This window comes from Dactylosporangium sp. NPDC000521 (assembly GCF_042898305.1).
Taxonomy (GTDB): Bacteria; Actinomycetota; Actinomycetes; order Mycobacteriales; family Micromonosporaceae; genus Dactylosporangium.
The window spans coordinates 211,220-235,260 of sequence record NZ_JBIAYW010000008.1; the positions used below are offsets into that span (position 1 = coordinate 211,220).

The window sequence follows — 24,041 nt, forward strand, 5'->3', positions numbered from 1 at the left end:
GGCCTGCCGAGGAATGGTCGTTGCCGGACGAAGTGCTCCGGGACGCCCCGACCTACACGCCCAAGCCGTCGGAGATCGCCGACCTCGAGCTGCTGCTGTCGGGCGCGTACCGGCCGCTGACCGGCTTCCTCGGCCCGGCGGACCTGACGTCGCTGCGCCGCAACGGCCGGCTCGCGGACGGGACGGCCTGGCCGGTGCCGGTGACGCTGGAGGTGCCGCCGGGCCTGGTCGGCCAGCTCGACGTCGCCGACCCGGCGCGCCGGGTGCTGATCCTCGCCGACCTCGAGGGTGCCCCGATCGCCGCGATGGACACCGCCGAGGTGTACCCGACGCGGCAGGGCTGGGGCGCCGCCGGCACGGTCAAGCGGCTCGGCGACGGCGGCCACGGGCCGTTCCGCCGCATGCGCAGGACGCCCGCGGAGGTGCGCGGCGTGCTGCCGCAGGGCCGGGTCCTCGGGGTCATCGCGGACCGCCCGCTGCACCGGCCGCAGCTGGCCCAGATCGCGCGCGCCGCCCGTACACTCGCGGCACACCTGCTCGTGCTGGTGCCGGTCGGCAGCCCCGGCCCCGACGGCCTGGCCCCGGAGGCGCTGGTCCGCTGCGTCCTGGCGGCCCGCGACCGGATGCCCCCGTGCACGATCGTGACGCTGCCGCTGCCGCACCACGACGGCGACGACATCCGCGCGGCCATGCTGCGCACCCGGGTCGCCGCCGCCTACGGCGTCACCCACCTGCTCGCGTCCAGCGACTCGATGCTGTCCGGCGGCGGCCTGCGGGTGCTCGTGCCCCGCGAGCTCGCGTACGACGGCCGCGACGGGCAGTGGCGCTCGCTCGACGACATCCCGCCGAAGCACCGCCGGCTGCCGCTGACCACCGCGGAGATCGACGACCACCTCGACCGGGGGACGATCCTGCCGGAGTGGCACACCCCGCCGGCGGTCGCCCGTGAGCTGACCCGGGACCGTCCGCCGCGCCGGCAGCGGGGCCTGGTCGTGTTCTTCACCGGCCTGTCCGGCTCCGGCAAGTCGACGATGGCGACCGGCGTGGCCGACGCGCTGCAGGAGACGGGGGAGCGCACCATCACCCTGCTCGACGGCGACATCGTCCGCCGGCACCTGTCGGCCGGCCTCACGTTCTCCGCCGCGGACCGCGACACCAACATCAAGCGGATCGGCTGGGTCGCCGCCGAGGTGGGCCGGCACGGCGGGGTGGCGATCTGCTGCCCGATCGCGCCGTATCACGAGGGCCGGGTGGCCGCGCGCGAGTTCGCCCGTAACGCCGGGGCCGGTTTCGTGTTGGTTCATGTGTCGACGCCACTCGCCGAGTGCGAGCGGCGCGACCGAAAAGGGCTCTACGCGAAGGCGCGGGCCGGCCTGATCAAGGGCATGACGGGTATCGACGACCCGTACGAGACACCGGTCGACGCCGAGCTGACGATCGACACGACGGGTCTGTCGTACGGCGAGGCGGTCACCACCGTCCTGCGCTACCTCGGCAACAACGGCTGGCTGGACCCCCGCCCGATTCCGTAAAAGAGACGTAAAGACGTAAAAGCGGGCACAACAGCCCATTACGCCGGACGTCCCGGAAGCGTTAGCCCCTGGAGAACCTGACGCCGAAGGGGCCGCCGCTTCATGGACGCCAACCGCCAGCTTTCCGCCGATATCGACTCTCCGGGCGTCGACCTGCTCGGCATGGCCCGGCGCCATTGGTGGCTGGTGCTCCTGATGGTCGGCGCCGGTCTCCTCGGCGCGGTGCAGTTCACCGGCATGCAGACGAAGGTGTACGAGTCCGCCACGTCCGTCCTCGTGTCGCCGCTCGGCAACGGGCAGGACGCGAACTCCACCAGCGGCCGTACCAAGGGCGACATCAACCTCGACAACGAGGCGCAGCTGGTGACCTCGACGACGGTGGCCACCGGCGCCCGCGAGCTGATGCGCGCCGCGGAGTCGCCGGACGAGCTGGCCCGCAAGGTCCGCGTCGAGGTCCCGCCCAACACCACGTTCCTGGTCATCACCTACTCGTCCAGCAACGCGCGCACCGCCCAGGCCGGCTCCCACGCGTTCGCCGAGGCGTACCTGCGCAACCGCGAGGAGAGCGCGAAGACCGAGGTCGCCGGGCGGATCGCGATCCTGCAGGACAAGCTCAACCAGCTCAACGCCAACCTGCTGCAGATCAACAACCGGCTCGCCAACCTCCGCCCGACCGACCCCAACCGGCCCAACCTGGAGAGCCAGCGCACCACCGCCACGTCGCAGATCAACACCCTCGCCGGTCAGCTCAACCAGCTGCTCACCACGACCGTCAACGCCGGCAAGATCACCCGCGACGCGGAGCTGCCGTCCCGCCCGGTGAAGCCCAACCGGCTGCTCAACCTCGCCAGCGGCGCCATGCTCGGCCTGCTGCTCGGCGTCGGTGCGGCCCTGCTGCGCGAGCGGCTCGACCAGCGCGTCCGCCGCGCCTCCGACCTGCCCCGCCGGGTCGACGTCGCGGTCCTCGCCGCCGTCCCCGGCCGGGTCAAGCCGCGCCTCGACGACGTGTTCGCGCCGTTCGGCGCGGGCGGCCGCATCTTCAACCGGCTCCGCAACGAGGTCCTCGCCAGCATCCCCGCGCCGGTGGGCGCCGACGCCCGGGTCGCCCTCGCCGGGCAGGTCGTCGTCGTGGCCGGGGCCAGCCGCGGTGCCGCGTCGACCGTCGTCGCCGCCAACCTCGCGGCCGCGTTCGCCCGTACCGGCGCCGAAACGGTCCTCGTCTGCGCCCACCTCCCCGACAGCCTCGTCGACACCGCCAGCATCAACAAGATGCTCGGCGTGCGGTCGGTGCCGGGCCTGTCCGACGTGCTCGCCGGCCGGTTCTCCCTGAGCAGCGCCACCCAGCGCGCGCCTCGGCACCCCAACCTCAGCGTCGTCACCACCGGCGGCACCGCCAGCGCCGGCGGGCTGCTGCAGTCGCAGGCGCTGCGCGACACCCTCGCGACGCTGCGGGAGCGGGCCGCGTACGTGGTCGTCGAGGCGCCCTCGACCTCGACCAGCGCCGACGCGCAGAGCCTCGCCAGCCTCGCCGATGCCGCGATCGTCGCGGTCGAGCTGCGGCGCACCCGCAACACCGAGGTCGCCGACGCCGCCGACCAGCTGCGCCGGGTCGGCACGCCGCTGCTCGGCGCGGTCGTCCTGCCGCGCCTGGCCGCCACCCGGGGCGGCGAGGAGCGCGACGCGCAGGAGGTCACCGTCGCCGACGACATGACCGCCGTCCTGGAGAAGCTGCCGGCGAAGGAGCCCGAGGAGCCGGTGGTCCCGAAGCGGATCCGCACGGCGCCCGCCGCGGCCGCCGCACCCGTCGGCGGCACCGCCACCGCGACGGCGCCGAAGGTCGCGCAGGCGCCGCCGAACGTGCCGAAGCGGCAGACCCGCACCATCTCGGTGACCCGCGTCAGCGCCGACACCGCGGGTGAGAACGGCGCTGACAAGCGCCGATGAGTGAGCTTGCGAGCGAATCATGTAGCAGGTTCAGGGCAGGCCGACGCCGCAGCGATGCGGAGGTGGCGGGATGACCACCCTCGCGAACCATCCCTCGCTGCAGGCGGCGGCACCGAGACCCGGCCTGCTGAAACGGGCGCACCGGCTGCCCGCCTGGCCCGTGACCGGCCTGCTCCTGCCGTACCCGCTGTGGTGGGCCCTGGGCCTCGGCACCCTGATCTTCTTCCTGGTCGCCGTGCCGATGCTGGTGTCGCTGGTGCGGCACCGCGCGTCGGGGCAGCTCGTCAAGCTGCCGCCCGGGTTCCTGCTGTGGCTGCTGTTCCTCGCCGTGGTCGCGCTGGGGCTGTTCAGCCTCGGCGCCGACCCGACCGGCACCGTGCCGGGCACCGCCGCGAGCCGGCTGGTCTCCTACGCGTACCGGCTCGGCGGCTACGCGGCGCTGACCGTCATCCTGATCTACGCCGGCAACGTCGACCGCCGGGAGCTGCCGCAGCAGCGGTTCGTCCGGCTGCTCGCGTGGCTCTTCGTCATCACCGTCGCCGGCGGGCTGCTCGGCATGGCCGCGCCCAGGTTCGAGTTCACCGCCCCGCTGGAGCTGCTGCTGCCGCACCACCTGCGCGCGAACAGCTTCATCCAGTCGCTGGTCCACCCGACCGCCGCGCAGATCATGAACCTGCTCGGCGGGGAGACCCCGCGGCCCGGCGCTCCCTGGGGGTACACCAACACCTGGGGCAACAACGTCTGCCTGCTCATCGGCTGGATGCTCGTCGCCGGCTGGTCGCTGACCAGGAGCAGGAAGGTCAAGACGGGCACCGTCGTCGTCCTGCTCGTGGCGATGGCGCCGATCGTCTACTCGCTCAACCGCGGGCTGTGGATCGGCCTGGGCGTGATGGCACTGTACGTGTCGGTGCGCCTGGCGCTGCGGGGCCGATTCGCCGCCCTTAGCCTGGTCGGTGTCGCCGGCGTCGCCGTCGCGGTCGCCGTCGCCACCACGCCGCTCGGCGACGTCGTCGCCGCCCGCCTCGAGGACGGCAAGTCCAACGGGGTCCGCATGTACACCACCGAGAAGGCCATCGGCGGGGTGGCGGAGTCGCCGCTGATCGGCTTCGGCTCCACCCGCAACACCATCGGCGGCCGCAACTCGATCGCGGTCGGGGAGAGCGCCGGCTGTGAGCGCTGCGGCAACTTCACCATCGGCGGCAACGGCCAGCTGTGGCAGCTCCTCTTCGCGCACGGGCTGCTCGGCACCGGCACCTACCTGGGGTTCTTCGTGGTCGGGCTGTGGCGCTTCCGGCGCGACGCGACCCCCGTCGGCCTCGCCGCGTCCGCCGCGATCGTGTCCAGCTTCGCCGCGATGTTCTGGTACAACGCGCTCGTCACCCCGCTGGCGCTGACCTTCCTCGCGTATGCCGTCCTGTGGCGCAACCGTTTGGAGAGCCGATGAGCCCAGTGAAGACCGCGCCGGCCGCGCTGCAGGCCGACGACGAGCAGCTGCGCGCGCAGTACATCGAGGAGGTCCTCGCCCTGCTGTACCCGGGGGAGGGCGCCGGGGTCGTGGAGTACCTGGTCGTGCCGAACGCCCGCAAGCCGCGGCTGCTCGTGCCCGCCGACGACCGCCGCCTCGCCGCCGCCGCCGTGCGCCGCTACGCCGAGCCGCAGTCCCGGATGGCGAGGCTCAAGCGCGACGCGGTCGTCACCGCCCTGCGCACCGGCGCGTCGTCGGTGCTGCTGCGCGACCGGCTGCGGATCACGCCCGGCGCCGACACCATCGACACGTACCTGCGCCGGGTCCTCGGCACCGACGTGCGGCTCAGCGTCCACATCGGCCCGGCGAGGGCCAACCGCAAGCCGGTGCTGCAGCTGCTCACCGAGTCCGGCGCCACCATGGCGTTCGCGAAGCTCGGCACGTCGGCGCTGACCCGCACCCTGGTGAAGGCCGAGGGCAACGCGCTCGCGGCCGTGTCGACCGCCGGGTTCAAGACGCTGCGGGTGCCCGACGCCATCCACATCGGACAGTGGGGCGAGCACGAGGTGCTCGTGCAGTCGGCGCTGCCGGTGTGGCAGCCCAGGGTCCCGCTGACCGCGCCCCGGCTCGCCAAGGCGATGGGCGAGGTCGCCGCCTGCTGCGGCACCCGCCGCGGCCGCCTCGACGACAGCGGCTACTGGACCCGGCTGCGGGCCCGGCTCGACGCCGTCGCCGGCCACACCGAGGGCGGCGCACTGCGGGCCGCCGCCGAGCGGATCGGCCGCGCGGCAGGTGGCGTCCAGCTCACCTACGGCTCCTGGCACGGCGACTGGTCCCCATGGAACATGGCCTGCCTCGCCGACACGATCCTGGTCTGGGACTGGGAACGCTTCACCCCCGGCGTCCCGATCGGCTACGACGCGCTGCACCACGCGCTGCAGATCGGCATCGGCCGGGCACCGTCGGCGGCGCAAGCCGTCAACGACCTCATCGACGCCGCGCCCGAGCTGCTGCTGCCGTTCGGCGTGGTGCACCGCCAGGCGGTCGAGGTGACCACCCTGCTCTACCTCATCGACCTGGCCACCCGGTACGTCACCGACCGGCAGGCGGAGGCCGGCGCCCGGCTGGGCGTGCTCGGCAGCTGGCTGCTGCCCGTTCTCGTCGCGCGAGTGGAGGCTCTGTAACCATGCCCGTGCAGGTTCCCGACACGATGAAGCGGATCATCCACTTCGGATCCCGCAACTACGGGCAGCTCACCGCCAACCGGCGGATGCTGCCGCAGTTCCTGATCTGCGGGGGGCAGCGCTGCGGCACCACGTCGCTCTACCGCGCGCTCGCCGCGCACCCGGCCGTCATCAAGGCCGTGCTGCACAAGGGCGTGCACTACTTCGACGTCGGCTACCACCACGGGCTGCGCTGGTACCGCGGGCACTTCCCCCTGCAGCGGCGGGCCGACCGGATCCGCGACGAGCTCGGCGTGCCGGCGCAGACGTTCGAGTCGAGCCCGTACTACATGTACCACCCGCACGCCCTGGCCCGGATCGCCAGGGACCTGCCCGACGTGAAGCTCGTCGTGCTGGTCCGCGACCCGGTCGAGCGCGCCTACTCCCAGCACGCGCACGAGGTCGCCCGCGGCTTCGAGACCGAGGTCGACTTCGGCAAGGCGCTCGCGCTGGAGCCGTCGCGGCTCGCCGGGCAGCGGGAGCTGCTCGTCGACGACCCGGGCGCCTACAGCTTCGCGCACCAGCACCACGCGTACCGGGCCCGCGGCGAGTACATCGAGTACATCGAGCCGATGGCCGCACTGCTCGGCCGCGACCGGGTGCACGTCGTCGACAGCACCGAGTTCTTCCTGCGACCGGAGCCCGTGTACGACGCCGTCCTGGACTTCCTCGGCCTGCCGCGGACCGGCCAGTACCCGGCGTTCGAGCGGCACAACGCCCGCCCCCGCAACCGCCTCGACGACTCGATCGCCCAGGAGCTCGCCGCGCACTACGCGCCCTACGACGAGCGGCTCGCCGCCTGGCTCGGCCACCGTCCCTCCTGGCTGTCCACAGCGGACAGTCCGGCGTGACGGCGACCCTCGACAAGCCCACCACCGGAGCCGGCCTGGAGTCGCCGCGCGGCATGCTGCGCGGCGCCGCCCGGGGAGGCATTGCCAACCTCGCCGGCACCGTCTGCACCGGCGTCGCCGGGCTCGGCGTCACGTGGCTCGCCGCCCGTGCCCTCGACCCGCGCGGCGCGGGCGCCTTCTTCGCCGCGACGGCCGTCTTCGGGCTCGGCGTCACGGTCGCCAAGCTCGGTGTGCAGACGTCGCTGGTGTACTGGCCGGCGCGGATGCGCGCGGTCGGCGACCTGTCGCGGCTGAGCGAGTGCCTGCGCGCGGCGCTGGCCCCGGTCGCCGTGGCGGCGCTGGTCATCGCCGGCGGCCTCTGGTTCGCCGCGGACCTGCTGCCGGGCCGGCCCGACCTGGTCCGCACGCTCGCCGTGTTCCTGCCGCTCGCCGCGATCAGCGACGCGCTGCTCGCGGCGACCCGCGGGCTGCGCTCGATGCGCCCGACCGTGCTGCTCGACCGGGTCATGCGGCCCGGCGCGCAGCTGGTCCTGCTGGCACTGGTGTGGATCACCGGCTGGGGCCCGGACGTGTTCGCCGCGCTGTGGGCGCTGCCCTACCTGCCGGCGGCGCTGTTCGCCGGCGTGGCCCTGACCCGGCTCCGCACCCGGATCGCGGTCTCCACATCGGACGCGGCGGAGCGCTCCGACTTCACCCCGCGGCGGTTCTGGGCGTTCACCGTGCCCCGCGCCGTCGCCAGCTTCGCGCAGATGGCGCTGCAGCGCGTCGACGTGCTGCTCGTCGCGGCGCTCGCCGGCCTGGCACCCGCCGCCATGTACGCCGTCGCCGGCCGCTTCGTCATCCTCGGGCAGTTCGTCAACCAGGGGGTCACCCAGTCCGTCCAGCCGCGCCTCGCCGAGCGCCTCGCCGTGCGGGACAAGGCCGGCGCGAACCTGCTCTACCGCCAGGCGACCGCCTGGGTCGTGCTCGCCTGCTGGCCGCTGTACCTGCTGATGTTCACCTACGCCCACCTGTACCTCGACCTCTTCGGCGAGCACTACGAGGGCGGCGCGCGCATCGTGCGGCTCCTGGCCGCCACGATGATGGTCGCGACCGCGTGCGGGATGGTCGACGTCGTCCTCGCCATGGCCGGCCGCACGTGGTGGAACCTCGCCAACGTCGGCCTCGCCCTGGCCACCATGCTCTGCGTCGATGCACTGCTGATCCCCGGGCACGGCGCGTTCGGCGCCGCCGTCGGCCTGTGCGCCGCGGTGCTCGTCAACAACCTGGTCCCGCTCGTGCAGGTCGTGCGGGGCCTCGGGCTGCACCCGTTCGGGCGGGCCACGCTGCTCGCCTGCGGGCTGGCCACATCGTGTTTCGCCGTGCCGCAGCTGGCCGTGCTGCCGGTCCACGGGCTGATGGTGAAGTTCGCCGCCACGGGGGCGGGTGCGGCTGCGTACTGCTACGCGGCCGTGCGTTTGAGGCACGTTCTGATGCAGGGGGAGCGATGAGAACCGACTACGCGGAGGTCTTCCAGTCGGATGCGGCGGTCGACAAGTACGAACGGGTGGTCTACGCGCCGGAGACCTACTCGACGGCGGTGAGCGGCCGGCAGCGCGCGTTCCTGCGCCGCCTGGTCCGCCGGGAGTTCACCGCCCGCCGGCCCGTCCAGCACGACTTCGCGTGCGGCACCGGCCGGGCGATCAAGCTGCTGCACGGTGTCGTACGAGCGGCGCACGGCTACGACGTGTCCGCCCAGATGCTGGCGAAGGCCCAGGAGGACGGCGTCTACGCGAAGCTGCACCAGGTCGACGGCGACGGGCCCGTCCCGGAGCCGGCCACGGCGGACGGCCCGGCGCTGGTGACCGTGTTCCGGCTGCTGCTCAACGCGCCGAAGGACGTCCGGGACCGGGCGATCGCCTTCGCCGCGAAGATCCTGCCGGAGGCGGAGTCGGGCCTGCTCGTGGTGGAGAACCACGGCAACCGCTCGTCGCTGCGGCACCTGCGGCACCGCTCCAACCGCGCCAACACCTGGTTCGCGGAGCTGCACCACGCCGAGGTGGAGCAGCTGCTCGCCCGGCACGGCTTCGAGGTCGTCGAGCGGCGCGGCTTCGCGCTGTGCCCGGCCGGGGCGTACCGGCGCGAATGGCTGCGCCCGGTCGCCCGCCGCACCGATGACATCGCCGCGCGCAGCCGCCGCCTCTCCGGGGTGGCCACCGACGTGCTCTACGTGGCACGGCGGATACCCAAGTAGCTCTAGCGGAGGACCTTCTCGCAGTGAAGCGGATCGGGCTCGTCGCCGCCGTCGTGGTCGCCGTCGTGGCGGGTGCGGCGGCGGTGACCCTCAGCGTGATGTCCACGAAGGACACCCCGGCCCCGCGGCCGGCACCGACCGGCACCCAGGCGCCCCCGGGGGAGCCCGGGGCACCGCCGGCGATCGCCACCTCGACCGGCCCGTTCGCGGCCGGCCCCATCGCGCCGCCGCAGCACGGCTCGTACCTCGGCGCGTGGGTCCGGCCGGAGCACCTCACCGAGTCGGGCCGGCTGTCGGCGATGACGGCGTGGGAGAAGTCCGTCGGCCGCAAGATGGCGATCGTCAACACGTACCGCCGCTTCGACGAGAACTTCTTCAACGCCTCCGACGAGCAGTTCGCCGCCCGCGGCACGACCCTCATGCTGTCGTGGGCGGGCGGCGACACCAGGCTCATCACCCTGGGCCGCTACGACGACCTCATCCGGGAGCGGGCCCGCGAGCTCAAGGCCTTCGGCAAGCCGGTGCTGATGCGCTTCCGATGGGAGATGGACCGCCCCAACCTGCGGGCCCAGATGTGGTCAGGGGAGGACTACGTCGCCGCCTGGCGGCACGTCCGCGCCATCTTCACCGCGGAGGGCGCCACCAACGCGTCCTGGGTCTGGTGCCCGACCGTCGAGGGCTTCCAGGGCGGCTACGCGGCCGATTTCTACCCCGGCGACGACGCCGTCGACTGGAACTGCGTCGACGTCTACGCCGGCAGCAGGTACGGCACGATCGGCGCGCTGATGCGGCAGTTCCTGGAGTTCTGCGCGGCCCACCCGACGAAGCCGGTGATGATCGGCGAGTTCGGGGTGGCCCGCGTGTGGGGCACCGAGCAGCGCGCCACATGGCTGCGTGACGCGTCCGCGACGTTCAAGGCCAACCCGCAGATCCGAGCCGTGATGTACTTCGAGTCCGACCCGACGGACAACAAGGGCCCCACGCAACAGTTCCAGGTGTCGGACGACCCGGCGGTCCTCGGCGCCTTCCGCACGTCCCTCGCCCAGGACCCGCACTACACGCCGATGACCACCGCCGCCGCCGGCAAGACGAGGAAGAAGTGACCATGCCCCGGATCCGTGTGTTCGCGCTGGTCGCGGCGCTCGCCTGCACCGCCCTCGCCGGTTGCCGGTCGGACCCGGGCGTCGCCGCCTACCTCGGCGGCGGCGCCGTCACCATCGACCAGGTCGCCGCCGTCGCCGACGACCTGACCTACGCCCCCGCCCAGCGCGGCGACGTCACCGGGTACGTCCTCGGCTCCATGATCATCCGGGACGTCGGCGGCCGGCTCGCCGCCGCGCGCGGCCTGGCGATCCGCCAGGACACCGATCCCGGCCTGGTCGCGCAGTACTACCGCGTCGACCCGGCCGCGCCGATCGTGCCGCTCGTCACCGAGGCCCAGGACGTCCTGCTCACCCTCGCCACCGCCGTCACGCCCGTCGAGCCGGACCTCGCGCAGCAGCGGGCCGCCTTCGACGCCCTGTACTTCGCCAACGGCCGCCCGGTCTCCGACTTCTACGCGTTCGAGCAGGTCCAGTACCTGCTGACCCGCGACGCGATCGGCCGGATGATCGCGCTGCGCCGGCAGCTCGACGACGCCGTCGCCGACTCGGGCATCACCGTCAACCCGCGGTTCCGTGGCCTCACGTACGGGCTGCCGGTCACCGTCGAGATCGGCCGGGGCGGCGTCGCCCGGGCCAGTATCCTGGTCCATCTGACCTTCGACGGAGGTCTCGCCGAGGAGGTCTGAGGAACTGTGCCGGGCAGCGTGATCCTGCTGGTGACCTCGCCGCGCCTCCCGGCCGGCGTGCTCACCGCCGAGGCGTGGGACGTGGTCCGCGCCCACCCGGTGTACGTGGGTGCCGCCTCCCCCCAGGTCGACGCGCTGCGGGCCGCCGGCGCGACCGTGACGGTCGTGGACCCCACCGTCGAGGTCCTGCTCGACGCCCTGTCCGAGCACGGCACCATCGTGTGGCTCGCCGCCCCCGACGGCGACGAGGAGCTCGCCCGCTCGCTGGGCCTGCGGCTGGCCCGCGAGCCCGGCCTCGCCGTCCTGGAGCTGCTCTACGGCTCCTGGGACCCGCCCGGCGCCCGCGTCCTGGACGCCGTCACCGTCATGGACCGGCTCATGCACCCCGAGACCGGCGACGCGTGGAAGCGCGCGCAGACGCACGAGAGCCTGGCACCGTTCCTGCTCGAGGAGGCGTACGAGCTCTACGACGCCATCCGCGACGCCGACCTCGAAGCGGTCCGCGAGGAGCTCGGCGACGTCCTGCTCCAGGTCGTCCTGCACGCCCGCCTCGCCGAGGAGACCGCGGGCTTCACCCTCGACGACGTCGCCGGCGACCTCGTCGAGAAGCTCATCCGCCGCAACCCGCACGTCTTCGCCGACACCGAGGTCGGCGGCATCGACGACATCATCGCCAACTGGGAGCAGATCAAGCAGGCCGAGAAGGGCCGCGCCTCCGCCGTCGACGGGGTCGCCCTCTCCCAGCCGGCGCTCGCCCTGACCGCGAAGCTCCTGCACCGGGTCGCCCGGGCCGGCCTGACCGTCGACTTCACCCCCGCCGACCCGCTCGGCGCCGCCCTCTTCGCGCTGGTCGTCGAGGCCCACCGGACCGGCCGGGACGCCGAGGCCGCCCTGCGCACCGCCGCGCTGTCCTACCTGGACGCCGTCCGCCGCGCGGAGTAGCGATCCCGCACCACCCCCTGGTCCGAAGCGCTCACCAGGGGAGGGGGTGGGTGGCGCCCTGGCGGGTGGCGGCTTCGACGACGGCGGGCCAGCGGGACGGGTCGAAGACGTTGCCGCCGATGGCGGACTGGGCGGCGGGGTCCGGCTCGATCAGCGTGCCGACGGTGGCGGTGTCGCGCTGGAGCATCGGGATGCGCGGAGCGAGGACGACGACGCGGTCGTAGCCGGCGGCCAGGTCGGCGTTCGTGCGGGAGCGGACGCCGCCGTCCATGTACCTGCTGCCGTTGACCGGCATCGGCGGGAACAGGCACGGCACCGCGCAGCTCGCGGCGACGGCCGGCACCAATGGGACACCCGACGCCGCGGTCCAGAAGGCCGGCTCGCCGGTGGCGGTGTCGACGGCGGTGATGAGGAGCCGGTCGGGGAAGCGGTCGATCGGCAGGCGGCGGGCGAAGGACGCCAGCCACGGCTCGGGCGGCCCGACCTCGGCCTCCAGCGCGATCGCGCCGATCCGGCGGCGCAGCTCCGCGGGCGGCAGCGACGGGTCCTGCAGCAGCTGGAACGCGACGGCGCCGCGGGTCCAGTCGGCGCGGATCTGCGGCTCGCCGGGCCCGAGCGGCGCCTCCATCGCGGCCGCGGTGGCCGGGTCGCGGCCGGCGGCGACGAGGGCGCCGGTGATCGCGCCGGCGGAGGTGCCGACGATCAGGTCGGCGCCGGTGAGGTCGAGGCCCTGCTCGGCGAGGCCGATGAGGAGCCCGAGCTGCCAGGCGACGCCGGTGATGCCGCCGGCGCCGAGGACGAGTGCGGTGCGTGCGGTGCCTTCCACGCATCCTGGTTACCACGCCCGGCGCCGGCGTCCGGTGCCGGCGAGCCGCCGCGCAGGCCGAGGACCAGGCCGGCGGAGACGGCCGCGACGCCGAGCAGCTGGTGCGGGCCGGGGGCGACCCGGTCCACCAGAGCGACCGTGAGCAGGGCGAACACCGGGACCAGGCCGACGAACACGCCGGCGCGTTCGATGCCGAGGCGGGCGACGCCGCTGTACCAGCAGACGAACGCGACCACGGTCAGCACCAGCCCCAGGAAGGCCAGGGCGGCGGCCTCGCCGGCGGTGGGCAGGCGCGGCACCTCGCCGGTGAAGGGCAGGGCGACGAGGAGGAGCGGGACGGCGAGGGCGGTGCTCCACGCCGACACCCGCACCGGCCCCAGCCGGGGCAGCAGCGGCGCGGCCAGCAGCGAGAACGCCGCCTCGCAGACGAGGACGCCGGTCGCGGCGGCGAGGCCCTTGCCGTCGATGCGGCCGCCGCCCTGCACGAGGACCGCGCCGAGGACCACGACCGCGGCGGCGAGGAGCAGGCGCGGGGCGGGGCGGCGGCGCTCCTGCAGCGGGCCGAGCAGGGCGAGCAGCAGCGGGCTGGCGCCGACGATCGTGCCGATGGCCGCCGGGTCGGCGTGGCCCAGCGCGTACATGAGCAGCACGTTGAAACCGACGAGCCCCGTCGCCGCGACCCCCAGCAGGCGCAGCAGCTCGCGGCCGGTGGGGCGCAGCCAGGTGGTGAGCAGGGCGAGCGCGGCCGCGGCGAGGGTGTAGCGCAGCGCCTGGCCGGTCAGGACGGGGAAGCCGGCCAGCGACCGGCTGACGGTGAACGACGAGCCCAGGATCGCGCAGGTCAGCACGCAGTAGAAGGTGTGCAGCCGGTTCATGACAGCGAACTTACGATCGCCAGTGGTCCACGCTACAGTGCCACCGAGCGCCGCGTTTGGAGGTCCACTTTGTCGGTCTGGGAGGCGTTGGTCGAGCTTGACCGCACTCGGCCGCGGGTCGGTGACCAGCTCGTCGGCGCGCTGCGCGAGGCCATCACCCGGGGGCGGCTGGCGCCCGGGACGCGGCTGCCGTCGACCAGGGACCTCGCCGCCGACCTCGGTGTCTCGCGAGGCCTTGTCGTCGGGGCGTACGAGCAGCTCACGGCCGAAGGGCGGCTGCTGACGCGGCGGGGGTCCGGGACGGTCGTCGCCGCCGTCGCCACACCGGTGCAGCACCGGCACAGCGACCCGCCGGACCGGCCCGTCGCGGTCGCGCCGCTGCGGCCGGGCGTGCCCGACCTGGGGATGTTCCCGCGCACGGCGTGGCGGCGGGCGTACGAGACGGCCCTGACCAGCGCACTGGACGCCGACTTCGACTACGGCGAAGCGACCGGCGCGCCCCGGCTGCGCCAGGAGCTGTCCGGCTACCTCGGGCGGGTCAGGGCCTCGCTGGTGCCGCCGGAAGGGCTGATCGTGACCGCCGGCGTGACCCAGGGCCTGGCCCTGCTGGCGAAGGCGCTCCTGGCCCGGGACGTGCGGCGGATCGCGCTGGAGGACCCGGGCCCCTCGGCGCTGCGGGAGCACCTGCGGCGGCTCGGGCTGGACGTGGTGCCGGTGCCGGTCGACGACGACGGCCTCGACGTCCGGGCGCTCGCGCGCAGCAGGTGCACGGCGGTCGTCGTCACCCCCGCGCACCAGTTCCCGACCGGCGTGGTGCTCGCCCCGCAGCGGCGCACCGACCTGATCGCCTGGGCGCGCCGGGTCGACGGGCTGATCGTCGAGGACGACTACGACGCCGAGCACCGCTACGACCGCGAGCCCGTCGCCTGCCTGCAAGGGCTCGCACCGGACCGGGTCGCGCTGGTCGGCTCGGTGAGCAAGGTCCTCGCGCCGGGGCTGCGGCTGGGCTGGCTCGCGCCGCCGCCGGCGCTCCTCGAGACGCTGCGCGCGGCGAAGGCGGACGCCGACAACGGCGGGCCGGTGCTGCAGCAGCTCGCGTTCGCCGAGTTCCTCGCCGGCGGCGGCTACGACCGGCACCTGCGCCGGGCCCGGCGGCTGCACCGGGAGCGCCGCGACGCGGTGGTCGCCGCGCTGCGCCGGCACCTGCCGCGGGCCCGCATCGGCGGGATCGCCGCCGGGCTGCACCTGGTCGTGGAGCTGCCGCCGGGCACCGACGACCGGGCCGTGTCGCAGCGGGCCGCCGAGTGCGGGCTGGGACCCCTCGCCCTGTCGTCGCTGCGGGTCCGCAAGGGGCCACCGGGGCTCGTCCTCGGGTACGCCGCGCACACCCCGCACGAGCTCGCCAGAGCGGTCAGGACCCTTGCCGGTCTCGTATAGCTTTTCTCGGATAGGTTCGAGCCATGCCGCATGACTTCGTGCCACTGGCCGAGCACATCGCCGACGCGCTGCTGGAGTCCGACCCCCGGCTCGCGGCGTCGGCCGGCGACCACCGCTTCGACGACCGGCTGCCGGACCTGTCCGCGGAGGCGGTCGCCGGCGACGTCGACATGCTCCGCGACGCCTCCGCCGCGCTGACCCAGGTCGACCTCGACCTGCTGGACCCGCAGGAGCAGGTCGACCACGCGGTGCTCCTGGCGCGGGTCGAGCGGATGCTGTTCGAGCGGACCGAGATCCGCGAGCACGAGTGGAACCCGCTCGCCCACAACCCGGCGACGCTGCTCAACGCGCTGATCTCCCGGCCGTTCGCACCGGCGGAGGAGCGCCTGGTCTCGATCGCCGCCCGGCTGTCGGCGATCCCCGACGCGCTCGCCACCGCCCGGGACACGCTCACCGACATGCCACGGGTCCACGTGGAGACCGCGGCAGGGCAGTTCCAGGGCACCGCGCGGCTCGTACGGGATGAACTCGGCGAACTGCTGAAGGAGGCGCCGGGCCTGGCGGACGTCGTGCGCCCGCTGCAGGAGCGGGCCGCGGCCGAGCTCGACGGGTTCGCCGCCTGGCTGCGCGAGCGGGTCGACACCGCCGACCGGGACCCGCGGCTCGGCCGGCGGCTGTGGGAGGCCCGGCTGTGGCACACCCTGGACACCGAGCTCGGCGCCGCGACCGTCCTGCGGCGCGCCGAGGCCAACCTCGCGGAGGTGACCGCCCAGCTGCGGGCCGCGGCCGCCGAGCTGACCGGCGGCCCGGAGTCCGACGAGACGGTCCGCGCCGCGTTCGCGCAGGCCGCCGCCGACGCGCCCGACAACGACACGATCGTGGACCTGGCGAAGGTCGCCCTGGAGGAGGCCACCGCGTTCGTCCGGGAGCACGACCTCGTCACCCTCATCGACGACCCGCTGGTCATCATGGAGATGCCCGAGTTCGCGCGGGGTTTCGCCGTCGCCTACTGCGACCCGCCCGGCCTGCTGGAGTCCGCGGCGCTGCCGACGTTCTACTGCATCTCGCCCACCCCGTCGGACTGGAGCGCGGAGCGGGTCGCGTCGTTCTACCGCGAGTACAACAGCCACATGCTGCGCGACCTCACGGTCCACGAGGCGACCCCCGGTCACTTCCTGCAGCTCGCGCACGCCCGGCGGTTCCGGGGGCGCACGCGGGCCCGGGCGATCGGCTGGAGCGGGCCGTTCGTCGAGGGTTGGGCGGTGTACGCCGAGCAGTTGCTGGCCGAGCGCGGGTTCGGTGGTCTGCCGGTGCGGCTGCAGCAGCTCAAGATGCAGCTGCGGATGAGCATCAACGCCATCATCGACCAGCGGATCCACTGCGACGGGATGACCGAGCAGGAGGCGATGGCGCTCATGATGGGCCCCGGCTTCCAGGAGGAGGGTGAGGCGGCCGGGAAGTGGCGCCGGGCGCTGCTCTCCTCGACGCAGCTGTCGACGTACTTCGTGGGCTACACCGAGGTCCGCGAGATCGCCGGTGAACGACCGGTGAACGTCACGCTGCGCGACTGGCACGACCGGATGCTCGCCCACGGCTCACCCCCGCCCCGTCACCTGCGAACCCTGCTGGACCTCTAGGTCCGGGATTGCGGGATCGGTGCAACCGATAGGCTCAGGGTGCCGCACCGTGGCGGCCGACCAATCTTTGTCTGCAAGGAGTGACAGTGGCCACGATTGAAGCAATCGGCGCGCGGGAGATCCTCGACTCGCGGGGCAACCCGACCGTCGAGGTCGAGGTCGTCCTCGACGACGGCACCCTGGCCCGCGCGGCCGTCCCGTCCGGTGCCTCGACCGGCGCCTTCGAGGCCAACGAGCTGCGCGACGGCGACTCGAAGCGCTACCTCGGCAAGGGCGTCGAGAAGGCCGTCGAGAACGTGAACGAGCGCATCGCCGAGGCCGTCCGCGGCTTCGACGCCACCGAGCAGCGCCTCGTCGACCAGGCCATGCTGGACCTCGACGGCACACCGGAGAAGTCCAACCTCGGCGCCAACGCGATCCTGGGCGTGTCCCTCGCGGTCGCCAAGGCCGCCGCCGACTCGGCCGGCCTCAGCCTGTTCAAGTACCTCGGCGGCCCCAACGCGCACCTGCTGCCGGTGCCGATGCTCAACATCCTCAACGGTGGCTCCCACGCCGACTCCAACGTCGACGTCCAGGAGTTCATGATCGCCCCGATCGGCGCGCCGACCTTCCGCGAGGCGCTGCGCACCGGTGCCGAGGTCTACCACTCGCTCAAGTCGGTCCTGAAGAAGAAGGGCCTGTCGACCGGCCTCGGCGACGAGGGTGGCTTCGCGCCCAACCTGCCGACCAACGCCGCCGCGCTCGACCTGATCGCCGAGGCCGTCGAGAAGGCCGGCTTCTCGCTCGGCAGCGACATCGTCCTCGCCCTCGACGTGGCCGCCACCGAGTTCTACAAGGACGGCGCGTACGCCTTCGAGGGTGGCGGCAAGTCCTCCGACGAGATGATCGCGTACTACACCCAGCTCGTCGACGCCTACCCGATCGTGTCCATCGAGGACCCGCTGTCGGAGGAGGACTGGGACGGCTGGAAGGCGATGACCGACGCGCTCGGCGGCCGCATCCAGATCGTCGGCGACGACCTCTTCGTCACCAACCCGCAGCGCATCGCCCGTGGCATCGCCACCGCCACCGCCAACGCGGTGCTCGTCAAGGTCAACCAGATCGGCTCGCTCACCGAGACGCTCGACGCCGTCGAACTGGCGCACCGCGCCGGCTTCCGCACGATGATGAGCCACCGCTCCGGCGAGACCGAGGACACCACGATCGCCGACCTCGCGGTCGCGGTCGGCAGCGGCCAGATCAAGACCGGTGCCCCGGCCCGGTCCGAGCGGGTCGCCAAGTACAACCAGCTCCTGCGCATCGAGGACGAGCTCGACGACGCGGCGCGCTACGCCGGTCGGGGCGCGTTCCCGCGGTACCGTTAGTCCGGTTTCACGTCCGCGGCCCTCTTCGATGAGGGCCGCGGGTGTGTGCCACGTCGCTTCCGGGCAGTGACCAGGGCAGGACTGCGGCGGCGAGCAAGGGGGAGGCATGCAGCAGCGCACCAGGCCGGGCGGGCGCGGCGCGCCCACCAGGGCCTCGGGTCCTCGGGGCGCTGCCGGGCGGGCCGGCGCGGGCCGGGCACCGGCCAGGCCGACCGTGGCCCGCAGGTCCGTGTCGTCCGGCGGCGCCGCGATGCGCACCCGGGCGCCGCAGCCCAAGCGCTTCACCAGCCGCGCCGTGGTCCTCGGCCTCCTCCTGAGCGTCCTCCTGCTCGCCTACGCCTACCCCGTCCGGGTCTACCTCGCCCAGCAGGCGGAGATCGCCGCCCTGGAGCAGAGCCAGGAGCGGCAGACCGTCAAGATCGACGAGATGAAGGAGCGGGCGGCGAAGTGGAATGACGACGAGTACGTGATCAGCCAGGCCCGCCAGCGGCTGAACATGGTGCTGCCGGGCGAGAAGACGATCGTCGTGATCGACCCGGCGCGCGGCCAGCAGACCGACCCGGCCGCGATCCCCGGTGCGGAGAAGTCCGCCCGGCCCTGGTACGGCAAACTGTGGTCGAGCGTCGAGGCGGCGGACTGAGGATGACAACGGAATTCGAGCCGGCGGCCCCCGGGTCGGCGGCCCCTTCGCCTGCGCCCGCTGAGGCGGCTGCTGAGCCGGCTGCTGGGTCGGCGGGCGCTTCCGGGACGGAGTTCGAGCCGGCCACCGACGAGGATCTCGCGGTGGTGGCCGCGCAGCTCGGCCGCACCCCGCGCGGCACCCGGGCGGTCGCCCACCGCTGCCCCTGCGGCCTGCCCGACGTGGTCGAGACGACACCCAGGCTGCCCGACGGCACCCCGTTCCCGACCTTGTTCTACCTGACCTGCCCGCGCGCCGTGCACGAGTGCAGCCGCCTGGAGTCGTCCGGCCTGATGCGCGAGATGGGCGCCCGCCTCGCCGAGGACCCAGAGCTGCGCAAGGCGTACGAAGCGGCCCACGAGGACTACCTCCGCCGCCGCGAACAGGTCGGCCACGTCGACGAGATCGCCGGCGTCTCGGCCGGCGGCATGCCGACCCGCGTGAAGTGCCTGCACGTCCACCTGGGCCACGCCCTCGCGGTCGGCCCGGGCGTCAATCCGTTCGGCGACGAGACCCTCGCCCTCGCGGCCGAGTGGTGGGCCGCCGGCCCGTGCGTCCCCCCACCCGCCTGACCCCGCCGCGCCCCGGGACGCCCGTCCACCGCCGCAAACTGCCCGAAGATCCAAGTCGCGAAGCGGCTGCCCGAACAGCCACCACGCGACTTCGATCACCACCCTGGCCGCCTGGCTACCCCGGCCACCCGGCGGACGCTGACCCCGGCCGCGACGGTGGCTGGCCACCTGACCCCGGCCACCGGTCGCGCGGCCACCGGCCGCGGTGAAGCCGGTCATGTTCTGTGCGATTCCGGCATCGCTGACGATCAACCTGTTCCGGATCGCGGTATGCCAGACCCGCCTGCCGCACAAGTCAGGCAACCGCCGCGGCCACGGGACGCCCGTCTACGGTCGGTGGACCGTCCGAAGATCCAAGTCGTGAAATGGCCGCCCGAATGGCCACCACGCGACTTCGATCACCACCTCGGCCATCCCGGCCATCCGGTCACGCGGCCCCGGCCGGCCGCGGTGAAGCCGGTCATGTTCTGTGCGATGCCGGCAGCGCTGACGATCAACCTGTTCCGGATCGCGGTATGCCAGACCCGCCTGCCGCACAAGTCAGGCAACCGCCGCGGCCACGGGACGCCCGTCTACGGTCGGTGGACCGTCCGAAGATCCAAGTCGTGAAATGGCCGCCCGAACAGCCACCACGCGACTTCGATCACCACCTCGGCCACCTCGGCCATTCCGGCCACCTCGGCCATTCCGGCCACCTCGGCCATTCCGGCCACCTCGGCCATTCCGGCCACCTCGGCCACCCGGACTCACGGCACCCGGACTCACAGCAGACGCTGACCCCGGCCACGACGGCGGCCGGCCACCGGATGCGGCGTGCGCGCCGCTTGCCCTGCCACGCGCCTCAACGCGGGCAGTGCGCCGCGGAGCGGCGCATTGGGGTGCGGGTGAGAATCCCCGCCGGGCCCCGCCGCGGCAGCGGTGGGGGGAATTACAGCCGTTCAGATGCGGGTGACGACGGAGCGGAGGATCTCCCAGCCTTCGAGGTCGTCGGCGGTGCCGGTGTGGGGGCGGCGGAAGCGGCGCACCTCGACGGCGATGTCGGTCAGGGCCCACCGCAGCTGGTACAGCATGATGGTCGAGGGCCGGGGCAGGACGCCGGTGGCCGCCGCGTAGGCCGAGAAGATCGAGCCGTCGCCGGGCTCGATGAGCCACAGGTCGCGCTCGGGCGGGGAGATCAGGACGGTGTCCCAGTCGATGAGGCGCCAGCCGGTCGGGGTGAGCATCGTGTTGCCCGAGTGGGGCTCGCCGTGGGTGAGGACCGCGCGGACCGGCTCGCCGTGGCTGTCCAGGACCAGCTCGTCGTAGCGGGCGAGCAGGCCGGCGAGCGCCTCCCGGTGGCCGGCGAGGAGCTCCGCGGCCAGGCGGGCGTAGGGGCCGCAGTCGGGGCCGGGGGCCTTCAGCGCCGCCTCGATCTCGGTGCGGCCGGGGACGGCGAAGTCGTCGACGCGCGCGTGGCGGTGCACGATCGCGGGCGCGGTGTGCAGCTGGATGATCATGTCGAGGGTGGCCTGGCGGTGCTCGGGGCCGCGGAAGGCGTTCCAGTCGAAGCTCTGCCCGTCGACGAACGGGTACAGCGTGACGGCGAAGCTCCCCAGCAGGAACAGCGGCTCGCCGCGGCGGGTCGGCACGGGGGCGACGGCGAAGGTGCGGCCGGTGGCGTGCAGGTCGACGGCGACGCTCAGCGACGCGGTGAGGCGGGGGACGTCGGTGTCCTGGTCGACGGTGACGAACCAGCGGTTGCCCTCGTCGTCGGCGACCTCCCAGTGGTGGCTGCCGAAGCCGACCGCCCGGTAGCCCAGCGACGCGACGGAAAGGCCCCATTCGCGGAGAAGGGCCTCCTTGAGCGCGTCTTCGGGAAGACCAGCGGGCGGCGTCAGCACGGTTCTGCACGTTACGGCAGCCCCGGCGCCTTCGCCGCCCGACGACTACAGAGTAGGACAGGAACGGTTACTTACCAGCGACCGGCGGAGCGGTGCCCTCGACGATCTGGGCGCCCTTCGGGGCGACGAACGCCTGCGCGTCGACCTTGTCGCTGTACTTACTGAGCTCGACGCCGATCGCCTTGTCGTCGGTGCCCACGCCCTTGAACCGGGTGAGCAGGCCGCTCTCGGCGACGCAGACGTGGAACTCCTTCGCCGTGACGCCGTTCGGGCCCGCGTTGGCGTCCTGTGGGATGCCGGTGACGTCGAGGCAGTCGCTCTTCTGACCGGCGATGGTCGCGGTGCTCTCGGCGATCTTGACACCCGGTACCAGCGCGGCTGCCGTCATCAGGCCGAGCGCCATCTCCGTGTTGATGAAGCCACCGCCCGCGACGGCGGAGAGGTAGGCGGCCTGGTCGGTGGAGGACAGCTGGCCGCCCTGCACGGCGCTCTTCTGGCAGACGACCTTCTGGCCGCTCTTGGCGGTGCAGGCCAGCAGCGCGTCCTCGGTGAGAATGAAGCGCCCGTCCTTGCCGATGTACGCGGCCTTCGGCGGCTGCTGCACCACGGTCGTCGGGGTGCCGTCGTCGGTCTTGTACTCGGCGGTGAAGGTCAGACTCGCGGACTTGCCCATCCGGTCGGCGAGGTCGGTGATCGCGGAGACGTTGTCGACGGTCTGCTTGACCTGGTTTATGAGACCGCAGCCGAGCGTGCCGGCGCCGAGGGCGGTGGCGAGCACGACGGTCAGGATTCGGGCGCAGGGTCGATGCATGCCGCCCAATGTGGGGGCCGTCACCGCGTCTTTCAACGATCTGTCAGCAGGGCGACCCGTTGACGGTGCAGCTGACCGGATCGGCCGCGACGCCCTTCGCCTCGAACCCCATCCGGATCGACCCGCCCGGCTCCAGGTACGTGTTCCACGACTGGGAGCGCAGCGTCAGCCGGTCGGCCTTGTGCTCGGCCGCGGCGCCCCAGGTGGACGTCGGGTTCACATGCGGCGGCAGCTGCAGCTGCACGACCCAGCCCTGCAGCGGCTGGCTGCCGATGTTGGTGACCGTCACCTCGGCGTTGAAGCCGTCCTTCCACTTGCTGCGCACCGCGTAGCCGGCCTTCACACCGCCCTTCGCGACAGGCTTGTCGGCGGAGGCGCTCGGCGTCACGAGCTGCGTCCGCTCCACGGTCACCACCCTCGGGGCGGGATCCTGCGTCAGGTACAGGACGGTCATGGTGCCCGCGGCCACGATCGCCACCGCGGCGGTGACGACAAGCACGCGCTCACGTGTCATATGCCACATCCGCGCGCCACTACCCTGGCCGTCATGGAGGTAACCGTCCGGCGGGCCCGGACCGGAGACGTGCGGGGCATCCGGCGGCTGGTCGCCATGTACGTGGCGGACCGGCGGCTGCTGTCGAAGCCGATGGTGGCGCTCTACGAGGCCGTGCAGGAGTTCTGGGTCGCCGAGCGCGGCGGGGTGATCGTCGGCTGTGGCGCGCTCCACGTCATGTGGGAGGACCTGGCCGAGGTGCGCACCGTCGCGGTCGACCCGACGATGCGCGGGCACAAGATCGGGCACAGGATCGTGGCGGAGCTGCTCACCGCGGCCCGCGAGATCGGCGTCCGGCGGGTCTTCGTGCTCACCTTCGAGACGCGGTTCTTCGGGTCGTTCGGCTTCGTGCCGATCGACGGCACCCCGGTCACCCACCAGGTCTACGAGGAGCTGCTGCGCTCGTACGACGAGGGTGTCGCGGAGTTCCTCGACCTGGAGCGGGTCAAGCCCAACACCCTCGGCAACCACCGGATGCTGCTGCATCTGTAGCTTGATCGCATGACTCGCGTCGCGGCCATCGACTGTGGAACGAACTCCGTCCGCCTGCTGATCGCCGACCTCCAGCCCGACGGGTCCCTCGTCGACGTCACCCGGCAGATGCGCATCGTGCGGCTGGGAGAGGGCGTCGACCGGACGGGGCGGCTGGCGGAGGCGGCGATCGAGCGCACCCGCGTCGCCCTGGTTCACTACGCCGCCGAGATCGCCGCCGCCGGGGTGGATCACGCGCGGATGGTCGCCACCAGCGCGAGCCGGGACGCGTCCAACGCCGACGACTTCCGGGCCATGGTCACCGCCACCCTCGGCTTCGCCCCGGAGGTCGTCAGCGGCGACGAGGAGGCCCGCCTCACGTTCGCCGGCGCGGTCCAGGGGCTGCGGGCCGAGGCGCCGTTCCTGGTCTTCGACATCGGCGGCGGCTCGACCGAGTTCGTGGTGGGCTCCGCCGACGGCGTCGACGCCGCGATCAGCGTCGACATCGGCTGCGTCCGGCTCACCGAGCGCCACCTGCACGACCACCCGCCGACGGCGGCGCAGGTCGCGGCGGCGGAGAAGGACATCACCGGCGCGGTCGACCGGGCCCTCGCGGCGGTCGACGCCGGCCGGGCCCGCACGTTCGTCGGGCTGGCCGGGTCGGTGACCACCGTGACCGCGCTGGCGCTGGGGCTGACCGAGTACGTGGCGGAGCGCATCCACCGGGCCCGGGTCTCCACCGCCGACGTGGCGAAGGTGACCGCGGACCTGCTCGCCGCCACGCCGGAGCAGCGGCTCGCCAACGCCGTCATGCACCCGGGGCGCGCCGACGTGATCGGTGCCGGCGCGCTGATCCTGCGCATCATCCTGGAGCGCTCCGGCGCGGACGCCGTCATCGCCTCCGAATCCGACATTCTGGACGGCGTGGCGATGTCGTGTTCCCGTCAGTACTGACCG

The 24,041-nt window shown here is 73.3% G+C and carries 23 protein-coding genes; 17 read left to right on the forward strand and 6 right to left on the reverse strand.

The window, feature by feature from the left end:
• The first annotated feature begins 20 nt into the window (after nucleotides 1–20).
• The 10 genes from cysC (at nucleotide 21) to ACFY3L_RS26580 (ending at nucleotide 11,979) form a co-directional block, all read left to right on the forward strand.
• The gene (gene cysC, locus ACFY3L_RS26535; RefSeq protein ID WP_389329317.1) at nucleotides 21–1,532 is read left to right on the forward strand and encodes an adenylyl-sulfate kinase; all 1,512 of its coding nucleotides are present in this window, start codon (nucleotides 21–23) and stop codon (nucleotides 1,530–1,532) included.
• Between the two features lie 102 nt (nucleotides 1,533–1,634).
• The gene (locus ACFY3L_RS26540) at nucleotides 1,635–3,476 is read left to right on the forward strand and encodes a GNVR domain-containing protein (RefSeq protein WP_389329320.1); all 1,842 of its coding nucleotides are present in this window, start codon (nucleotides 1,635–1,637) and stop codon (nucleotides 3,474–3,476) included.
• 70 nt (nucleotides 3,477–3,546) lie between these two features.
• Nucleotides 3,547–4,920: an O-antigen ligase family protein gene (locus ACFY3L_RS26545; protein WP_389329323.1), complete on the forward strand. Its 1,374-nt coding sequence runs from the start codon at nucleotides 3,547–3,549 to the stop codon at nucleotides 4,918–4,920.
• Entirely contained in the window at nucleotides 4,917–6,125 is a 1,209-nt protein-coding gene (locus tag ACFY3L_RS26550; RefSeq protein ID WP_389329326.1) for a hypothetical protein, read from the forward strand. The genes ACFY3L_RS26545 and ACFY3L_RS26550 overlap by 4 nt, the downstream gene beginning before the upstream one ends.
• Before the next feature lie 2 nt (nucleotides 6,126–6,127).
• Nucleotides 6,128–7,015 (forward strand): sulfotransferase domain-containing protein, encoded by an 888-nt coding sequence (locus ACFY3L_RS26555; RefSeq protein ID WP_389329329.1) that lies wholly within the window; start codon nucleotides 6,128–6,130, stop codon nucleotides 7,013–7,015.
• Nucleotides 7,012–8,505, forward strand: coding sequence for a lipopolysaccharide biosynthesis protein (locus tag ACFY3L_RS26560; RefSeq protein ID WP_389329332.1), 1,494 nt, complete (start codon nucleotides 7,012–7,014; stop codon nucleotides 8,503–8,505). Before ACFY3L_RS26555 ends, ACFY3L_RS26560 begins: the two co-directional genes overlap by 4 nt.
• A complete protein-coding gene (locus ACFY3L_RS26565; protein WP_389329335.1) occupies nucleotides 8,502–9,248 on the forward strand; it encodes a methyltransferase domain-containing protein in 747 nt (248 codons plus the stop codon). The genes ACFY3L_RS26560 and ACFY3L_RS26565 overlap by 4 nt, the downstream gene beginning before the upstream one ends.
• A 23-nt stretch (nucleotides 9,249–9,271) precedes the next feature.
• Nucleotides 9,272–10,351, forward strand: coding sequence for a glycoside hydrolase family 26 protein (locus ACFY3L_RS26570; RefSeq protein ID WP_389329338.1), 1,080 nt, complete (start codon nucleotides 9,272–9,274; stop codon nucleotides 10,349–10,351).
• Nucleotides 10,352–10,353: 2 nt separating this feature from the next.
• Nucleotides 10,354–11,037 (forward strand): hypothetical protein, encoded by a 684-nt coding sequence (locus ACFY3L_RS26575; protein WP_389329342.1) that lies wholly within the window; start codon nucleotides 10,354–10,356, stop codon nucleotides 11,035–11,037.
• Between the two features lie 6 nt (nucleotides 11,038–11,043).
• Nucleotides 11,044–11,979, forward strand: coding sequence for a MazG family protein (locus tag ACFY3L_RS26580; RefSeq protein WP_389329345.1), 936 nt, complete (start codon nucleotides 11,044–11,046; stop codon nucleotides 11,977–11,979).
• Between the two features lie 31 nt (nucleotides 11,980–12,010).
• On the opposite strand, the gene ACFY3L_RS26585 is transcribed toward ACFY3L_RS26580, so the two are convergent.
• A complete protein-coding gene (locus ACFY3L_RS26585) occupies nucleotides 12,011–12,760 on the reverse strand; it encodes a patatin-like phospholipase family protein (RefSeq protein WP_389330102.1) in 750 nt (249 codons plus the stop codon).
• Nucleotides 12,682–13,680, reverse strand: coding sequence for an EamA family transporter (locus ACFY3L_RS26590; RefSeq protein ID WP_389329348.1), 999 nt, complete (start codon nucleotides 13,678–13,680; stop codon nucleotides 12,682–12,684). Before ACFY3L_RS26590 ends, ACFY3L_RS26585 begins: the two co-directional genes overlap by 79 nt.
• Before the next feature lie 69 nt (nucleotides 13,681–13,749).
• On the opposite strand from ACFY3L_RS26590, the gene ACFY3L_RS26595 reads away from it, so the two are divergent.
• From ACFY3L_RS26595 to ACFY3L_RS26615, 5 genes are all read left to right on the forward strand, one after another.
• On the forward strand, nucleotides 13,750–15,117 hold the full coding sequence (locus ACFY3L_RS26595) for a PLP-dependent aminotransferase family protein (RefSeq protein ID WP_389329351.1): 1,368 nt from the start codon (nucleotides 13,750–13,752) through the stop codon (nucleotides 15,115–15,117).
• 23 nt (nucleotides 15,118–15,140) lie between these two features.
• A complete protein-coding gene (locus ACFY3L_RS26600; RefSeq protein ID WP_389329354.1) occupies nucleotides 15,141–16,754 on the forward strand; it encodes a DUF885 domain-containing protein in 1,614 nt (537 codons plus the stop codon).
• Nucleotides 16,755–16,840: 86 nt separating this feature from the next.
• The gene (eno, locus tag ACFY3L_RS26605) at nucleotides 16,841–18,118 is read left to right on the forward strand and encodes a phosphopyruvate hydratase (RefSeq protein ID WP_389329357.1); all 1,278 of its coding nucleotides are present in this window, start codon (nucleotides 16,841–16,843) and stop codon (nucleotides 18,116–18,118) included.
• 106 nt (nucleotides 18,119–18,224) lie between these two features.
• Nucleotides 18,225–18,758, forward strand: a complete 534-nt coding sequence (locus ACFY3L_RS26610; protein ID WP_389329360.1) for a septum formation initiator family protein — start codon at nucleotides 18,225–18,227, stop codon at nucleotides 18,756–18,758.
• A gap of 2 nt (nucleotides 18,759–18,760) precedes the next feature.
• Nucleotides 18,761–19,369 (forward strand): DUF501 domain-containing protein, encoded by a 609-nt coding sequence (locus tag ACFY3L_RS26615; RefSeq protein WP_389329363.1) that lies wholly within the window; start codon nucleotides 18,761–18,763, stop codon nucleotides 19,367–19,369.
• A 572-nt stretch (nucleotides 19,370–19,941) separates the two neighbouring features.
• On the opposite strand, the gene ACFY3L_RS26620 is transcribed toward ACFY3L_RS26615, so the two are convergent.
• The 4 genes from ACFY3L_RS26620 to ACFY3L_RS26635 form a co-directional block, all read right to left on the reverse strand.
• Complete coding sequence (locus ACFY3L_RS26620) at nucleotides 19,942–20,109, reverse strand: hypothetical protein (RefSeq protein WP_389329365.1); 168 nt, start codon at nucleotides 20,107–20,109, stop codon at nucleotides 19,942–19,944.
• Nucleotides 20,110–20,307: 198 nt separating this feature from the next.
• Nucleotides 20,308–21,249: a phosphotransferase gene (locus ACFY3L_RS26625; RefSeq protein ID WP_389329368.1), complete on the reverse strand. Its 942-nt coding sequence runs from the start codon at nucleotides 21,247–21,249 to the stop codon at nucleotides 20,308–20,310.
• Between the two features lie 67 nt (nucleotides 21,250–21,316).
• A complete protein-coding gene (locus tag ACFY3L_RS26630; RefSeq protein ID WP_389329371.1) occupies nucleotides 21,317–22,060 on the reverse strand; it encodes a hypothetical protein in 744 nt (247 codons plus the stop codon).
• Nucleotides 22,061–22,103: 43 nt separating this feature from the next.
• Complete coding sequence (locus ACFY3L_RS26635) at nucleotides 22,104–22,574, reverse strand: cellulose binding domain-containing protein (RefSeq protein ID WP_389329374.1); 471 nt, start codon at nucleotides 22,572–22,574, stop codon at nucleotides 22,104–22,106.
• Nucleotides 22,575–22,607: 33 nt separating this feature from the next.
• Here ACFY3L_RS26635 and ACFY3L_RS26640 point away from each other — a divergent pair, with 33 nt between their 5' ends.
• Both ACFY3L_RS26640 and ACFY3L_RS26645 read left to right on the forward strand, forming a co-directional pair.
• Nucleotides 22,608–23,105 (forward strand): amino-acid N-acetyltransferase, encoded by a 498-nt coding sequence (locus ACFY3L_RS26640; protein WP_389329377.1) that lies wholly within the window; start codon nucleotides 22,608–22,610, stop codon nucleotides 23,103–23,105.
• A gap of 9 nt (nucleotides 23,106–23,114) precedes the next feature.
• On the forward strand, nucleotides 23,115–24,038 hold the full coding sequence (locus ACFY3L_RS26645) for an exopolyphosphatase (protein WP_389329380.1): 924 nt from the start codon (nucleotides 23,115–23,117) through the stop codon (nucleotides 24,036–24,038).
• Nucleotides 24,039–24,041 lie beyond the last annotated feature (3 nt).

Coding starts and splice junctions, on each gene's coding strand:
- ACFY3L_RS26635 (WP_389329374.1), bottom strand. CDS start 22,574: ATGACACGTGAGCGCGTGCTTGTCGTCACCGCCGCGGTGGCGATCGTG.
- ACFY3L_RS26575 (WP_389329342.1), top strand. CDS start 10,354: ATGCCCCGGATCCGTGTGTTCGCGCTGGTCGCGGCGCTCGCCTGCACC.
- ACFY3L_RS26545 (WP_389329323.1), top strand. CDS start 3,547: ATGACCACCCTCGCGAACCATCCCTCGCTGCAGGCGGCGGCACCGAGA.
- ACFY3L_RS26645 (WP_389329380.1), top strand. CDS start 23,115: ATGACTCGCGTCGCGGCCATCGACTGTGGAACGAACTCCGTCCGCCTG.
- ACFY3L_RS26610 (WP_389329360.1), top strand. CDS start 18,225: ATGCAGCAGCGCACCAGGCCGGGCGGGCGCGGCGCGCCCACCAGGGCC.
- ACFY3L_RS26565 (WP_389329335.1), top strand. CDS start 8,502: ATGAGAACCGACTACGCGGAGGTCTTCCAGTCGGATGCGGCGGTCGAC.
- ACFY3L_RS26590 (WP_389329348.1), bottom strand. CDS start 13,680: ATGAACCGGCTGCACACCTTCTACTGCGTGCTGACCTGCGCGATCCTG.
- ACFY3L_RS26555 (WP_389329329.1), top strand. CDS start 6,128: ATGCCCGTGCAGGTTCCCGACACGATGAAGCGGATCATCCACTTCGGA.
- ACFY3L_RS26640 (WP_389329377.1), top strand. CDS start 22,608: ATGGAGGTAACCGTCCGGCGGGCCCGGACCGGAGACGTGCGGGGCATC.
- ACFY3L_RS26550 (WP_389329326.1), top strand. CDS start 4,917: ATGAGCCCAGTGAAGACCGCGCCGGCCGCGCTGCAGGCCGACGACGAG.
- ACFY3L_RS26630 (WP_389329371.1), bottom strand. CDS start 22,060: ATGCATCGACCCTGCGCCCGAATCCTGACCGTCGTGCTCGCCACCGCC.
- ACFY3L_RS26600 (WP_389329354.1), top strand. CDS start 15,141: ATGCCGCATGACTTCGTGCCACTGGCCGAGCACATCGCCGACGCGCTG.
- ACFY3L_RS26540 (WP_389329320.1), top strand. CDS start 1,635: ATGGACGCCAACCGCCAGCTTTCCGCCGATATCGACTCTCCGGGCGTC.
- ACFY3L_RS26615 (WP_389329363.1), top strand. CDS start 18,761: ATGACAACGGAATTCGAGCCGGCGGCCCCCGGGTCGGCGGCCCCTTCG.